The sequence below is a fragment of the Paenarthrobacter ureafaciens genome (genome assembly GCF_004028095.1).
GTDB classification, from domain to species: domain Bacteria; phylum Actinomycetota; class Actinomycetes; order Actinomycetales; family Micrococcaceae; genus Arthrobacter; species Arthrobacter ureafaciens.
Map to the genome: position 1 here is coordinate 2,096,065 of NZ_SBHM01000007.1, position 14,792 is coordinate 2,110,856.

10 protein-coding genes, 1 tRNA gene and 1 pseudogene are annotated in these 14,792 nt (G+C 63.2%); 4 read left to right on the forward strand and 8 right to left on the reverse strand.

Going from position 1 to position 14,792, the window contains the following annotated elements; translation table 11 throughout:
• Positions 1-21 precede the first annotated feature (21 nt).
• The 3 genes and pseudogenes from AUR_RS14120 to AUR_RS14130 form a co-directional block, all read right to left on the reverse strand.
• Positions 22-837: an ABC transporter ATP-binding protein gene (locus AUR_RS14120; RefSeq protein WP_062095246.1), complete on the reverse strand. Its 816-nt coding sequence runs from the start codon at positions 835-837 to the stop codon at positions 22-24.
• Positions 834-1,718, reverse strand: a pseudogene (locus AUR_RS14125) (ABC transporter ATP-binding protein); the annotation flags it as partial. The pseudogene AUR_RS14125 and the gene AUR_RS14120, both read right to left, overlap by 4 nt.
• Positions 1,719-1,847: 129 nt before the next feature.
• A complete protein-coding gene (locus tag AUR_RS14130) occupies positions 1,848-3,470 on the reverse strand; it encodes an ABC transporter substrate-binding protein (protein ID WP_021474542.1) in 1,623 nt (540 codons plus the stop codon).
• 337 nt (positions 3,471-3,807) lie between these two features.
• Between AUR_RS14130 and AUR_RS14135 the strand changes: the two genes are divergently transcribed.
• A complete protein-coding gene (locus tag AUR_RS14135; RefSeq protein WP_021474541.1) occupies positions 3,808-4,536 on the forward strand; it encodes a FadR/GntR family transcriptional regulator in 729 nt (242 codons plus the stop codon).
• Positions 4,537-5,019: 483 nt separating this feature from the next.
• Positions 5,020-6,258 (forward strand): IS110 family RNA-guided transposase, encoded by a 1,239-nt coding sequence (locus AUR_RS14140; protein ID WP_062095250.1) that lies wholly within the window; start codon positions 5,020-5,022, stop codon positions 6,256-6,258.
• A gap of 104 nt (positions 6,259-6,362) precedes the next feature.
• Here AUR_RS14140 and AUR_RS14145 read toward each other — a convergent pair.
• A tRNA-Arg gene (locus AUR_RS14145) sits at positions 6,363-6,436 on the reverse strand.
• Between the two features lie 284 nt (positions 6,437-6,720).
• Between AUR_RS14145 and AUR_RS14150 the strand changes: the two genes are divergently transcribed.
• Positions 6,721-8,547, forward strand: coding sequence for a phosphoenolpyruvate carboxykinase (GTP) (locus AUR_RS14150; protein WP_062095252.1), 1,827 nt, complete (start codon positions 6,721-6,723; stop codon positions 8,545-8,547).
• Between the two features lie 138 nt (positions 8,548-8,685).
• Here the strand turns inward: AUR_RS14150 and AUR_RS14155 are convergent, their stop codons facing one another.
• The 4 genes from AUR_RS14155 to AUR_RS14170 all read right to left on the reverse strand — a co-directional run bounded on the left by AUR_RS14155 (position 8,686) and on the right by AUR_RS14170 (position 12,374).
• A complete protein-coding gene (locus tag AUR_RS14155) occupies positions 8,686-9,843 on the reverse strand; it encodes a globin domain-containing protein (RefSeq protein WP_021474537.1) in 1,158 nt (385 codons plus the stop codon).
• 137 nt (positions 9,844-9,980) lie between these two features.
• Complete coding sequence (locus tag AUR_RS14160; RefSeq protein ID WP_021474536.1) at positions 9,981-10,475, reverse strand: RrF2 family transcriptional regulator; 495 nt, start codon at positions 10,473-10,475, stop codon at positions 9,981-9,983.
• Between the two features lie 24 nt (positions 10,476-10,499).
• Positions 10,500-10,943: a hypothetical protein gene (locus AUR_RS14165; RefSeq protein WP_021474535.1), complete on the reverse strand. Its 444-nt coding sequence runs from the start codon at positions 10,941-10,943 to the stop codon at positions 10,500-10,502.
• A gap of 12 nt (positions 10,944-10,955) precedes the next feature.
• Complete coding sequence (locus AUR_RS14170) at positions 10,956-12,374, reverse strand: phosphomannomutase/phosphoglucomutase (RefSeq protein WP_062095254.1); 1,419 nt, start codon at positions 12,372-12,374, stop codon at positions 10,956-10,958.
• Positions 12,375-12,498: 124 nt separating this feature from the next.
• Here AUR_RS14170 and AUR_RS14175 point away from each other — a divergent pair, with 124 nt between their 5' ends.
• Complete coding sequence (locus AUR_RS14175; RefSeq protein WP_021474674.1) at positions 12,499-14,664, forward strand: RecQ family ATP-dependent DNA helicase; 2,166 nt, start codon at positions 12,499-12,501, stop codon at positions 14,662-14,664.
• The last annotated feature ends 128 nt before the right edge of the window (positions 14,665-14,792 follow it).

Genomic DNA, 14,792 nt, shown 5'->3' on the forward strand with positions numbered 1-14,792 from the left:
TGTAACTTGTGAGGGGAAAAACTAGATGTGGAGCAGGCTCGGCGCGGCGCCCAGCAGCTTTTTGGTGTAGTCGTTGCTCGGGTTGTCGAACACCTGCGCGGCGGTTCCTTGTTCGACGATCTTGCCGAAGTACATGACGCAGATCCGGTCCGAGACATAGCGGACGGTCTGGATGTCGTGGGAAATGAACACCATGCCCAGGTTCAACTGCGTCTTCAGGTCGGAGAGCAGGTTCAACACCTGTGCACGCACGGACACATCGAGCGCGGAGGTCGGTTCATCGGCCACGATGATGTCCGGGTCCAGGGCCAGTGCGCGGGCGATCGCCACACGCTGGCGCTGGCCGCCGGAAACCTGCGACGGCGTCACTTCGGCTGCCGATTGCGGCAGGCCAACCAGCGCCAGCAGTTCCTTGACCTTTGCCGCACGACTGGACGCGGTGCCGATGCCGTGGACCTGCAGGGGATCGGTGAGGATGTCCTGGATGGTCATGCGCGGGTTCAGCGCCGTTGCCGGGTCCTGGAAAACCACGGACACGGAACGGCCGAACTCCTTGCGCATGGCCGCGTTGCGCTTGATGGCCGGCTTCCCGTGGAACAGGACCTTGCCCGACGTCGGGGGCTGGAGTCCGACCAGCACGGAGGCAAGCGTCGACTTGCCGCAGCCGGACTCACCGACGATGCCCACGGTCTCGCCGCGGCTGATGGTGAAGTCCACGCCGTCCACTGCCTTGACGATGTTCGGCCTGAACAACCCGCCGGTCCGCGCATGGTGGTAGACCTTGACGTCCTTGAGCTCGATCACGGGCTTCGAATCCCGGCGAAGTGATTCGCTCACTTTGCGTCCTCCTTCAAGTGGCTGGCCCAGTAGTGGTCCGTGTCCTCACCGTTCGCCGAAGCGACGGGCGTGAGGACCAGCTTTTGGTGCGGGTCGGCGTCGGGCCTGAGCGAGCGGGCGGCGAAACGGTCACCGGTTGCGAAGTCGCGTGGCGACGGTACGGTTCCCGGGATCTGGTGCAACCTGGCGGCGTCGGCCTCGATGGACAGCACCGCACCCAGCAGGCCACGGGTGTATTCGTGCTTCGGGTTCTGCAGGAGCTCCGACGCCTGCGCGGACTCCACCACCTGGCCGGCGTACATAACCGTGATGCGGTGGGCGAGGGAAGCGACCAAAGCGAGGTCGTGGCTGACAAACACCATGGCGAAGCCCAATTGCTCGCGCAACTCGTTGAGCAGGTCCACTACCTGTTTCTGGACGGTGACGTCCAAGGCTGTCGTGGGCTCGTCGGCCACCACGATCTTGGGCGAACGGGACAGGGCCATGGCGATCAGCACGCGCTGTCGCTGGCCGCCCGAGAGCTCGTGCGGGTAGCTGGCCAAGGTGCGGACGGGATCCAGCTTCACCATTTCCAGCAGCTCGGTCGGAGTCTTGCGGCCTCCGCGCTTGGTGAGCTGTTCCATCTGCTCCTTGATCTTCATGGACGGGTTCAGGGAGCTGAGGGCGTCCTGGTAGACCATGGCGATCTGTTCACCGCGCAGTCCGACGTAGGCCTTCGGATCGCTGTGCCCGGTCTTCGGATCCAGCAGTTCCTTGCCGTCGAACTTGATGGAACCACTGATGTAGGCGGTTTTCGGCAGGAGGCCCATGACCGCGAGCGAGGTGATGGATTTGCCGCAGCCGGACTCACCGACCAGCCCCATCGTCTCGCCCTCACGGACACCTGCGGGAGGCGGTCGGTGCGCTTCGCTTCGATCGAGGTAGAGGTACAGCAGGGTTGCGGGCCCTGCCTTGCGGCCCGGGAGGGGAACCCGGGACGCAAGGCGGGCCCCGCAACGGTGGGGGACCGACTAAGCGGTACGTCCGACGTCGATGAAGGACACGCCGGTGGTGGGCAGGGGCCGGAAGCCGCTGAGCTTGTTCTCGTCCCAAGCGCTGGGCAGCTGGCGGTGGAAGATCGGGTACAGCGGGACTTCTTCGGAGACGAGGTCCACGATTTCGCCGACCGTCTTCTTGGCGGCATCGCCGGAGGCCTGCGAGCCCTTGTCCATGAGTTCCTGGAGCTTGGTGCGCTCGGGCGTGGTCCAGAAGGCGCGCTTTTCCATCCAGGTGCTGCCCGAGTAGAACCAGCTCAGGAGAAGGTCCGCGTCGTTGCCGAACACTGACGGGTCACCCGGGGCGGCAACCACGGTGTAGTCGCCCTTGCCCACGCGGTCGGTGTACAAAGCACCGGACTGGAGGTTCTTGACGGTGACCTTGACACCCGGGAGCTTGTTCCAGGATTCGAGGATCAGCGGAGCGACGTCCTTGACCCACGCGGTGTCGGTGGTGAGGAGTTCGAATTCGAGGTTGGTGACGCCTGCTTCCTTGAGCAGGTCCTCAGCCTTCTTGGCGTCGTAGCCGTAGACGTTTTTGGCCTTGACGTAATCCGGGTGGCCTTCCTGGAAGTAGGAGCTGGCGGCCTTGGCGTTGCCGAACAGGGCCTTCTTGATGATGGCTTCCTTGTCCATGCCGTAGTGCAGGGCCTGGCGGACCAGCTTGTTGTTGAACGGTGCCTTGGCACAGTTGAACATGAGGAACAGAAGGCCGAAGGACTGCACCGACTCGACCTTGACCTTGGACTTGAGGCCGTCCACATCGAGGTAGGGGACATCCTCGATCGCCTGGACGCGTCCCGACTGGACTGCCGTGACGCGGGCCGCGGCGTCGGAGAGGAGCAGCCAGGTCATGCCCTTGGCGAGGGCGGGCTTCGGGCCGTTGTAGTCGGCGAAGGCTTCAAAGACGATCTTGTCGTCCTTCACGGCGGAAACGAGCTTGTAGGGGCCGGAGCCCACCGGCTTGGCGTCGAATGCCTTGAGGTCAGTGGCGAGTGCCTTGGGAACGATCTTGACCACGGAGATACGCGGTCCGAAGCCCGGGAAGGCGTACTTGAGGGTGAACTCGACCGTCTTCCCGTCCAAGGGCTTGACGTCCTGGATGAACGGGATGAACTGGGAGAACAGCGACTTGTTGGCCGGGTCCATGACGCGGGTGAAGGAGAATGCGACGTCTTCGGTGGTGACCGGAGAGCCGTCGTGGAACTTGGCACCCTCGCGGATGGTCACCTGGTAAGTGGTGTCGTTGACCTTCTTGGGGTCCGCTGCGGCGAGGGCGTTGTATGGCTCGCGCGTTGCCGGGTGCAGTTCGATGAGGCCTTCGAAGATGTGCAGGTTGGCTGCCATGGGCGTTGCACCGGAGGAGCTCAACGGGTCGAAGCCCGTGGAGAGCGCGTAGGAGATGCCCGCCTCAATGGTGAGGTCCTTGTTGACCGCAGCGGTGTTGGTCGCATTGCTGCTCGTGGTGCTGGCAGCGCCGCCGCACGCAGAAAGGGTCGCGGTGAAAGCAGCAGCGGCACCGACGGCTCCACTCAGCTTCAGGAAGTTCCTGCGGCTGGCGTCGTTGACCAGCGGCAGGCTATTGATCGTCTTGCTCATAGGGGCCTCACAATTCACTTATCGTGGGTTATCGGATGTAGGACGTCCGATGCTCATAGTGAAACTGTAAGGGTGGTCACAACGAACGTCAAGTGAGAATCAGGTCACGCCGGGGTGTTCCGGAAGGCCTTCGGGGCGACTGTTCGAGGGCCCGGGAGCGGGACTTCCAGGGAAATTCCGCGGCATACTTATCAGGGAGGTGGGACATCCGATATTGTATGCTGCAATCATCAATCTGCAGTGGGCGCTAAGCTCGCTCCAATATTAACACCCGCACTTGCCGGCGGCGGAGGCGTCGAGCCTGCGCAGCGGTAACTGCTTTGGCAAGGAGAGCGCCATGACAACTTCCGGTGTAGTACCGCAGGCGCGGTTCAGTGCACAGGCGCGGCTGCGGGCTTTGCAGTCGGACATTATGGAACTGATCCTCGAGCGCGAACTCGAGGCCGGCGACCCCCTGCCCACGGAGAGTGAACTGTCCGTAGCCCTCGGAGTAGGACGCAACACGCTCAGGGAGTCCCTGAAGGTGCTCCAGGCCCTGGGTGTGATCGAGATCCGCCATGGCTTCGGCATGTTCGTCGCTCCGAGCAACTTCGATGCCCTGGCGGACGGGCTGACCTTCCGCGGCCGCCTCTCCCTGCGGCATCAGGGATTCGAAGCCCTGCAACTGGTAGACGTACGGCAAGCCCTGGAATCCGGCCTGATCGCATCTTCCATTGACGTCATGACGCCCGAGCAGCTGGCCTCCATTGAGGAAACGGTCAAGCAGATGGAGGAGTTGGCGGCTTCGGGCGAGAACTTCGTCGCCGCCGACGCCGAGTTCCATCGCCGCCTGTTCGAGCCCCTCAACAACGAGCTCCTCATCAACCTCATGGGCGTGTTTTGGAAGGTCTACCGCAAGATCCACGTGGAGATAGGCGCCGGCAACGAGGACCTGGTCAAGACCGCCGCCACGCACCGCGATATCTACACCGCCGTGGCAGCCGGGGACAAGCCCCTCGCAGCCGAACTGCTCAACCGCCACTTCGACGGTATCCGCCGCCGCATCAGCGAGGCCGTGGGCGAGTAACGCGCCGAACCCAAGGGCCGCCGTCGTACTTCTGTTCAAGTACGACGGCGGCCCTTGCCGTTTCCGCTCAACGCACTTTCCCTGCCCCGCCACCACCCGCAGCCGCAAACTCCCTGCCCCACCGCTCAACTCCCTACTTCCCCAACTAGGTCGCATTAGCGCGCGTTTAGAGCCGTCTAAAGGCGCACAGCTGCGACTTAGCGTGTGGGCGCCGCTGGCGCGCCGTGGGTTGGGGAAAGTATGCGTTCGACCTGCCTTAGCTGTGGTCAGGGCGGGCACGGCGGGTGGATCATGGTGGTGTCTGTCTCGGTGAACACCGAACCAACTTGGTGCCTTGAGTCCGTGACTTAGCGTGGCGTGGAGGACTCCCACGGGAACCGTGGATTGTTGCTCTTAAGCACGGGTATTAGATTCCTGAATAATCCCTGTCCTCCCCGAGACAGACACTGTCAGCACAGTCATCAGTGTTGGAGGGAAGCTGGAATGGATATTGTTCACGAGCGTGCCGCTGGAATGGATATCTCCAAACGCGACGCGAAGGTCTGCGTGCGGGTCCCGGGAACCCGGGCCGGGACCTACACCTCAAAGGTCACTTCCTGGGGTGCGACCACGGGGGCGATCCTGGAGTTGCGGGAGTTTCTGGAACGCGAGCATGTCACTGTGTTGGTGATGGAAGCGACCAGCGATTACTGGAAACCGTTCTTCTACCTGCTCGAAGAGACGCTCCCGGTGATGCTGGTCAATGCTAAGGCCGCCCGGAATATCCCGGGACGGAAGACCGATGTTTCGGACGCTGCCTGGTTGGCCCAACTGGCCGCGCACGGGCTGTTGCGGGCCTCGTTCGTGCCCCCGGAACCGATCCGCGACCTGAGGGACCTCACCCGGGCCAGGGCAATCGCGGTCCGGGACCGGGCACGGGAAATCCAAAGGCTGGAGAAGTTCCTGGAGAGCTCCGGGATCAAACTCTCCTCCGTCGTTTCAGATTTGACCGGGGTCTCCTCCCGGGACATGCTCGAAGCCCTCATCAATGGGGAACGGAACCCAGAGGTTCTCGCCGGGATGGCTCGCGGGACGATGCGCTCGAAAATCCCCGCCCTGGTCGATGCCCTGACCGGCAGGTTCAGGCCCCACCACGCGTTCATGGCAAGGCTGCACCTGGACCAGATCGATGCCCACAACCGCGCCATCGACACCCTCACCGGACGCATCGAGGAGGCGATGGAACCCTTTCGTGAGGCCAGGGAAGCCCTGGCCACCATCCCCGGAGTCTCCCAACGAATCGCCGAAGTGATCATCGCCGAGACCGGCGCTGACATGGACGTCTTCGAAACCCCCGCCCGGCTCGCTTCCTGGGCAGGGGTCTGTCCCACCGCCCACGAGTCCGCCGGACACATCAAATCCAGCCACATCATGCCCGGCAACAAATACCTCAAAGCAGCCCTAGGCACCGCAGCCATGTCTGCAGCCCGGTCCAAGGACACTTACCTAGCCGCAAAGTATCGACGCATCACCGCCCGCTCAGGTAAGAACAAGGCCCTGGTCGCCGTCGAACATTCCCTCCTGACCGCAGCCTGGCACATGCTCCGCAACGGCGAGTGCTACACCGACCCCGGCGCCGACCACTTCAACAGGATCAACCCAACCCGAGCGAAGAACAACGCCATCAAACAACTCAACAACCTCGGCTACAACGTCACCATCACCCCGGCCAACGCAGCCTAACCAACCTCCACTTTCGTATTAGTTGGGAGGGGTGGGAGGGGAGTGGGGGTGGGACGGGGAAAACAAAAGACCCGCACCGGCGAACCGGTGCGGGTCTTTATCTGTGCGCCCAAAGGGATTCGAACCCCTGACCTTCTGTTCCGTAGACAGACGCTCTATCCAGCTGAGCTATGGGCGCATTCTTGGTGATTCTCGGCGGTCTGTTTCTCTGACCCCCTCGAACCTCAATAAACTTTACAGAAGTTCACGTGAAGTTCCAAATCGACAGACTGTAATCTGCCTAACTAGACCGGTCTAGGTGACCTTCGTCACTTAAATCAGCCCTTCAGAAACTGGATTCCTTGATTTTCCGCGGTTTTCATTTGCGCGGCCCTCATTTGTCCGATGTCTGACAACGGATTGGTCTGGTCCGCGCCCCCTATCGTTTAGGACACACCACCGAACCCGACGAAGGGAACCGCAATGGGCGATCTGGCGCGACTGCCGCTGCTTGAGAAGGCACCTACTACGCATGCACGCCTGCTGGCCTGGGTCGAAGAAGTAGCTGAACTGACTCAGCCGGACCGCATCCACTGGGTTGACGGTAGCGAAGCAGAAAACAAGAAGCTGACAGACGAGCTGGTTGAGGCCGGCACGCTGAAGCGGCTCAACCCGGAGACGTTCCCGAACTCCTTTGCAGCTTTCTCCGATCCCGCTGACGTTGCCCGTGTAGAGGAGCAGACCTTTATCTGCTCCGAGAACGAGCGCGACGCAGGCTTCACCAACAACTGGATGGCCCCGGCCGAGATGAAGCAGAAGCTGCGCGGACTTTTCGCCGGCTCCATGCGCGGCCGCACCATGTACGTCATTCCCTTCGTCATGGGCCACCTGGATGCTGAAGACCCCAAGTTCGGCGTTGAGATCACCGACTCCGCCTACGTGGTTGCTTCCATGCGCATCATGGCCCGCATCGGCACCGACGTTCTGGAACGCATCACCCGGACCGACGCGTTCTTCGTACCGGCGTTGCACTCCCTCGGCGCACCGCTGGAACCCGGCCAGGCCGACGTCGCATGGCCGTGCAACCCGGAAAAGTGGATCGTCCACTTCCCCGAAGAGCGCTCCATCTGGTCCTTCGGTTCCGGCTACGGCGGAAACGCCCTGCTGGGCAAGAAGTGCTACGCGCTGCGCATCGCGTCGGTCATGGCCCGCGACGAAGGCTGGCTGGCCGAGCACATGCTCATCCTCAAGCTGACCTCTCCCGAGCAGAAGACCTACTACGTCTCCGCGGCCTTCCCCTCCGCCTGCGGCAAGACCAACCTCGCCCTGCTGGACCCCACCATCAAGGGTTGGAAAGTTGAGACCCTGGGCGATGACATCACGTGGATGCGCTTCGGCAAGGAAGGCGAGCTCCGCGCGGTCAACCCGGAAGCCGGTCTTTTCGGCGTTGCGCCGGGCACCGGTTGGGGTACCAACCCCAACGCCATGCGTGCCATTGCCAAGGGCAACAGCATCTTCACCAACGTCGCACTGACCGACGACGGTGGAGTTTGGTGGGAAGGCATGACCGAGGAGACCCCGGCACACCTGACCGACTGGCAGGGCAACTCCTGGACTCCGGACTCGGAGGCCCCGGCCGCGCACCCGAACTCCCGCTTCTGCACCCCGATCGACCAGATCGACATGCTTGCCGAAGAGTACTTCAGCCCCGAGGGCGTGGAACTCTCCGCCATCCTGTTCGGTGGCCGCCGCAAGACCACCATCCCGTTGGTCACCGAGGCCCGCGACTGGTCAAACGGCATCTTCATGGGCGCCACCCTCTCGTCGGAGACCACCGCTGCAGCGGCCGGTGCCGTGGGCGTAGTCCGTCGCGATCCGATGGCGATGCTTCCGTTCATCGGCTACGACGCCGGCGATTACCTGAACCACTGGGTGAACCTGTCAGCGAAGGCCAATCCCGAGCGTTTGCCCAAGATCTTCCTGGTCAACTGGTTCCGCCGCACGGCTGACGGCGGTTTCGCCTGGCCTGGCTTCGGGGACAACGCACGCGTGCTCAAGTGGGCCATCGAGCGGCTCGAAGGCAAGGCCGACGCCGTGGAGACCCCCATCGGCTTCGTGCCGACCGGTGAATCCATCGACCTCGAGGGCCTGGACATGACCCCGGCAGAGGTGGAGGCAGCCGTCCGTGTGGATGCCGACGAATGGACCACCGAGCTGGCCTCCATTGAAGAGTGGTTCGCCAACTTCGGCGAATCGCTCCCGGCGGCGCTGAAGTCCGAGCTGGACGGCCTGAAGAGCCGCCTGGCCTAAACCTCGGGAAGCAAGAACCTCCGGAGGTAGGAACCTCCGGAGGTGCAGAACCTCTTAGGGACAATGGCGTCCCTGAGTGAACGACGACGGCCTGTCACCTTTTGTACGAAAGGTGACAGGCCGCCGTCGTTCCTTGCCTTAGTTGGCGAGCCAGACGTCCGGACCGAAGACCTCGTAGTGGATCCGCGTTGCCGGGATGCCCGCTTCGATGGCCTCGTCGCGGATCTTCTTCATGAAGGGCAGCGGGCCGCACAGGTAGAGCGAGGCATCTGCCGGAAGATCGACTTCGCGAAGCGACATGAAACCTTCCTTGGCGCCGGCCTGCGGAGTCTCAAGCCACAGCTGCAGGTCGGCATCGATCCTGGCGGCGTCGGCGGTCATCTGGCCGCTGAGCGCCCAGCTGTCCATGGAACGTTCGGCGTGCAGCACCACTACATCGCGGTCAGTGCCGGTATCTGCCAGGGAGCGCAGGATGGAAGCGGTGGGCGTGCAGCCGATGCCGGCCGAAGCGAGAACCACCGGGCCTGCCTCGTCCTTGAGCGTGATTTCGCCATAGGGGTTGGAGATCTCCAGGATGTCCCCGGGCTCGACGGCGGTGTGCAGGGCGGTGGAGACCTCACCGCCGTCGTTGAGCTTGGTGGTGAAGATCCGGCTGGTGCCGGCGTCGCCGGACAGCGAGTACTGGCGCACCTGGCGGAGGCCGTCAGGAAGGGTGACCTTGACGCTGACGTACTGTCCTGGCTTGGCTTCCGTGATGGGGGTTTCATCGGCCGGTTCCAGCGTGAAGGTCATGGCATCCTTGCCTGCTGCTTCCTTGCTGACGACGCGCCACGGCATCCACATGCGGGTGTTGGCCTGCGCTGCGTAGAGGTCCTTCTCCAACTTGATCAGGGCGTCCGCCATGAGCCAGTACACCTCGGTCCATGCTTCTGCGATCTCCGGGGTGATGACATCGGCCAGGTCGGCGGCAATGGCTGCGAAGAGGTGCTCGTAAACCACGCCGTACTGCTCCTCGACGATGCCCAACGAAGCGTGCTTGTGCGCAATGCGGGAGAGGACCTTTTCCGGCAGCGTGCCGGGGTTGTTCACCAAGTGCGTGGCGAAAGCGGCAATGCTCCCGGCCAAAGCCTTCTGCTGCTCGCCGGAACGCTGGTTCGATCGGCTGAAAAGACCATCCAGGAGTTCGGGGTGTGCTGTGAACAAGCGGTTGTAGAAATCGGCGGTGATTTCGCCAATCCTCGATCCGACCAGCGGAAGGGTGGCTTCGATGACGGGGCGGGACTTTTCCGAGAGCATGGTTCTCCTGGGGTTGGGGTCCGTGCACCTGCGCCGGACCGGATCAATACATGTATTTCAAATACCTGTATTTAGATCAATTTCTACTCCCCGTAGAAAAGAAGTGCAAATCGAGGGGGTTCGTTACGCCGGAGGTCTCACGCCGTGGTGACGGCGGGCTGGGAAGCGGGTGACGGATCCGTGCCGAACTGGGGACGCAAGCCGATGGTAGCGAAGACCGGATTCATCTGGCGGGCGTGGGGCAGGGACGCGATCACCACGGTGTCGAGTTCCTTGTAGAAAGCTTCCCTGGCCCGCTTCATGGCATGGCGCAAACCGCACTCGGTCAGCAGCGGGCAGTCGCCGTTGGGGGATTGGCACTCCGCCGGGTCTTGCCTGCTGTCCAGGTGGCGGAGGAGCTGCCCCACGGTTGCTTTACGACCGGCAGCGTTGAGCCGGGAGCCGCCAAGCCTGCCACGTTCGACGTCGATCAGGCCGAGTTCGCGGAGCCGGACCATTGCTTTGCTCACGTGGTTGTACGGGGTGCCGACGGCATTCGCCACAGCCTGAGTGGTCAGCAAAGTCCCCTCGGGCGCAGCTGCCAACACCATGATGGCGCGGAGGCTTACATCTGCGAACGCGTTGATCTTCATCGCTTCACCTAAGGTAGTGCGGGTCTAGTCCACCCAGACTGACGGCTCGTGGGTGTCCGGCTCCATGGGCTCAAAGGTGAACCCATCGTCTGTTACATGATAGGGAACTATCGCGGCAAGTACGGTGCCGTCCCTGTGTTCGGCCGCGCCGGTGATTCCATCGCAACCATGTTCCGGCAGGCTGGCATCGTAGGCAACGGCTACCGCGCGGTAGTCGTTTCGCCCCTGCTTGAGGAGCTCCTGCACGTCGGCAAGCATCTGCTCAGCATCGAGGTGACCGTCTTCGTCCGGCTCATTCGGGGTTACCAGGACGATCCTGAGTTCACCGTCATTGGACAAGGTGATTCCGAAGGGGAGGAAGCCGCCGTTCTGCAGGAGGTGTTCCTGGGCCGTGCCAATGGCTGTGCCCAAGGTGTCCCTGAGTTCCTGCTCCGCCGCATTCCCCGCTGCTTGAGGTTCGTGGCTCATATGATGGCTCCCCTATGCCCTGACGATGGCCAGGACGCGGTCGCGGATTTTCTCCATGGTGGGCTGGTCCTTCGCTTCGGCGTTCAGACGAAGGAAGGGCTCGGTGTTGGACGGGCGCAGGTTGAACCACCAGCTGCCGTCCTTGGCGGTAAATGTGCTGCCGTCCATGTTGTCGATCTCGACGTCCTCGGACTCGAAATCGACCCGAACGCGCTCTACCGCTGCGGCTTTGTCCTCGATCTCGGAGTTGATTTCACCGGAGGAAACGTAGGGCTCGTACTGGCGGCCCAGCTCGGAGAGCGGACCGTCCTGCTCGCCCAACGCGGCAAGCACGTGCATGGCAGCCAGCATGCCGGTGTCCGCATTCCAGAAATCCCGGAAGTAGAAGTGGGCGGAGTGCTCCCCGCCGAACACGGCACTTTCCTGAGCCATCACGGCCTTGATGAAGGAATGGCCCACCCGGGTGCGGACAGCACGGCCGCCATCAAGAGCGACGAGCTCCGGCACGGCCTTGGACGTGAGCAAGTTGTGGATGATCACCGGAGTCTCTTCCCCGGCGGCCTTTGCCCGGGCGATTTCACGGCGGGCCACCATGCCGGTGATCGCCGAAGGAGACACCGGGTCACCCTTCTCGTCAACAACGAAGCACCGGTCAGCATCGCCGTCGAAAGCCAAACCGATGTCCGCACCGTGCTTGACCACGGCGGTCTGCAGATCACGCAGGTTCTCCGGCTCCAACGGGTTGGCCGGGTGGTTCGGGAACGATCCATCAAGCTCGAAGTACAGCGGAATAATCTCAAAAGGCAGGCCCGGGAGGATTTTGTCACCCAGGACCGCAGGGGTGGTCAACCCCGCCATGCCGTTGCCGGCGTCGACAACAACCTTCAACGGCCGGGAACCGGAAAGGTCCACGAGCTTGCGGAGGTACTCGGAGTAGTCCTTCAGGACATCCCGCACACCGACCTGGCCACGCGTGGCGGCGGCCGGGATGCTGCCCTGGTTCAGGTATTCCTCTGCCAGGGCCTGGATCTCCTTCAAACCGCTCTCCGAAGAGATGGGCTGGGCTCCGGCCTTGGACATCTTGATGCCGTTGTACTCGGCCGGGTTGTGGCTGGCAGTGAACGTCGCGCCGGCTGCATTAAGCGCGCCGCAGGCGTAGTACAGCTCGTCCGTGGAAATAAGGTCCAGCAACTGCACGTTGGCGCCGCGGGTGGCAGCGCCCTTGGCGAACGCCTGGCTGAACTCGGGCGAGGAAGGCCGCATGTCCCCGCCAACCAGAACGGTCTCACCCTCCAACCCAAGGACGTCGATAAATGCAGCACCCACGGCCTCTACGATCTCGGCCGTGATTGATTCCCCCACGATGCCCCGGACGTCATACGCCTTGAAAGAGGCCGAGAGGTCAAAGGTCTTAGTCTGCTCGCTAGTCACGCGCTCAATCCTACTGTGAGGGTGCAAATGGGCATGAACCGCCTCCCGGCTATGTGGAGAACGGTTGTCCACATAGCCCTTCCTGCCCGTTATCGCTGTCAGGCCCTGCTGCAATACTGGGGACATGGCCAACATCCCGCAAAATGTCGCTCTTCCTGTGCAGTCGCCTACACGCCAGCAGGCGCTTGAATGCCTCAGGGAGCTCGTCGGGAATCCCCAAGCCGAGTTCCATGACGGACAATTCGAGGCCATCGAAGCGCTGGTGGACGCTGGACGCAGGGCCCTGGTGGTGCAGCGTACCGGGTGGGGGAAGTCCGCCGTCTATTTCGTGTCGTCCCTGTTGCTGCGCAGGCGCGGGGCGGGGCCAACCTTGATTGTTTCCCCTTTGCTGGCGCTCATGCGGGACCAGGTGGCTGCTGCGGCCCGGGCAGGTGTACGGGCCGTAGCCATCAACTCGGCAAATGCATTGGAGTGGGATACGGTCCTGGCCCAGCTGGCGGCGGACGAGGTCGATGTCCTGCTGGTGTCCCCGGAACGCCTGACCAATCCCTCCTTCCGGGAGAACCAGCTTCCCGAGTTGATCCGGCGGACGGGTCTGCTGGTGGTTGATGAAGCGCACTGTATTTCGGACTGGGGCCACGATTTCCGGCCGGACTACCGCCGCATCGCGGACCTGATCACGCAATTGCCGGAAACCGTCCCCGTGTTGGCCACCACGGCCACGGCGAACTCGCGTGTTGTCCATGACATCGAGGAGCAGCTCGGGGAAGGGGTACTGACCATCCGCGGCCCCTTGGGCAGGGAATCCCTGCGGTTGGGAGTGCTTAACCTCCCTGACTCCCGGGACCGCCTTGGCTGGTTGCTCACGCATCTGAACGATCTGCCCGGCAGCGGGATTATCTACACCCTGACCGTTTCCGCCGCCGAGGACACCGCCCGCCTGCTTGCCGAGGCGGGGCACAACGTCCTGGCTTACACAGGACGCACCGATCCCGCGGACAGGGAGCGCGCGGAGCAATTATTGAAGGACAACCAGGTCAAAGCGCTGGTAGCGACGTCAGCCTTGGGCATGGGGTTCGACAAACCCGATCTCGGCTTCGTCATCCACCTGGGCGCGCCGTCGTCGCCTGTCGCGTACTACCAGCAGGTGGGCCGTGCCGGACGTGGCGCTGCGAATGCCGACGTCCTGCTGCTTCCCGGCTCCGAAGACCGCGAGATCTGGCAATACTTCGCCACCGCTTCGATGCCTTCGGCCGAGAAAGCGCAGGCCGTCCTGAACGTCCTGGATGAAGCTGGTTCCGCCCTTTCCACGGTGGCCTTGGAAGCGAGGGTGGACCTGCGCCGGACGCCCCTGGAGCTGCTGCTCAAGGTGCTCGCCGTGGATGGAGCGGTGGAACGGGTTGGAGGTGGCTGGAAGGCAACCGGGCAACCCTGGGCCTACGATGCTGAACGCTACTCCCGCATTGCCGAGGCACGCGTGGACGAGCAGGAATCGATGATCGTCTACGAGGACACCTCGGGGTGCCGCATGGAGTACATCACCTCAGTCCTTGACGATGAAACCGCGGCACCTTGCGGCCGTTGTGACAACTGTGCCGGGCAGTGGTTCCCGAAGGACATTGCCGAGGCAGCCGCTGACGCTGCGGGGCAAACGCTTCGCCGGGCGGGAATTGTGGTGGAGCCGAGGCTGCAGTGGCCGTCCGGAATGGACCGGCTGGGTGTGGCGGTGAAGGGCAAGATCAAGCCGGACCAGTCCGTGGCGGAAGGGCGTGTCCTGGCCCGCCTGACCGACCTGGGCTGGGGCGGAGCGCTGCGTGAACTCTTTGCCGCCGGCGCTCCGGACCGCCAAGTGGACCCTGCCATGCTCCAAGCCTGCGTTCAGGTGCTGCGGGAGTGGTCCGGTGCCGAGGGCGGGACGGCGTGGAGTGGAGCGGGCCGTCCGGTGGCCGTTGTGAGTGTTCCTTCCAGGAGCAAACCACAGCTGGTGGACTCGCTGGCCCGGGGAATCGCCGGCATAGGCCGCATGCCGTACTTGGGTGCCCTGCAACCTCAACATGGCGGACCCGTTGGAGCCCGGGGTGGCAACAGCGCTTACCGCCTTGCGGGAGTATGGGAACGGTTTGCGGTGGGTGAAGAACTTGGCCAGGCGTTGGTGGGCGCGCAAGGACAGCCTGTGCTCCTGGTGGACGATCTCATCGACAGTCGGTGGACCATGACGGTGGCCGGCCGGTGCCTCCGGGAAGCAGGTGCGGGGGCGGTCCTTCCCCTGGCGTTGGCCCAGGCTGGATAGCGGCCGCCGCCCCTTGCTGCGGACAGGACCGCTGCAGGACCCGTGTCATGCCCGGCCAGGTTGTGTCATGTTGTGATCGCTCCCACATCCCGTCTATAGGATCGATGAAACACACCCGCTTCCCAGCG

Coding starts and splice junctions, on each gene's coding strand:
- AUR_RS14155 (WP_021474537.1), bottom strand. CDS start 9,843: ATGCTCTCGGAAAAGTCCCGCCCCGTCATCGAAGCCACCCTTCCGCTG.
- AUR_RS14130 (WP_021474542.1), bottom strand. CDS start 3,470: ATGAGCAAGACGATCAATAGCCTGCCGCTGGTCAACGACGCCAGCCGC.
- AUR_RS14175 (WP_021474674.1), top strand. CDS start 12,499: ATGGCCAACATCCCGCAAAATGTCGCTCTTCCTGTGCAGTCGCCTACA.
- AUR_RS14150 (WP_062095252.1), top strand. CDS start 6,721: ATGGGCGATCTGGCGCGACTGCCGCTGCTTGAGAAGGCACCTACTACG.
- AUR_RS14135 (WP_021474541.1), top strand. CDS start 3,808: ATGACAACTTCCGGTGTAGTACCGCAGGCGCGGTTCAGTGCACAGGCG.
- AUR_RS14165 (WP_021474535.1), bottom strand. CDS start 10,943: ATGAGCCACGAACCTCAAGCAGCGGGGAATGCGGCGGAGCAGGAACTC.
- AUR_RS14160 (WP_021474536.1), bottom strand. CDS start 10,475: ATGAAGATCAACGCGTTCGCAGATGTAAGCCTCCGCGCCATCATGGTG.
- AUR_RS14140 (WP_062095250.1), top strand. CDS start 5,020: ATGGATATTGTTCACGAGCGTGCCGCTGGAATGGATATCTCCAAACGC.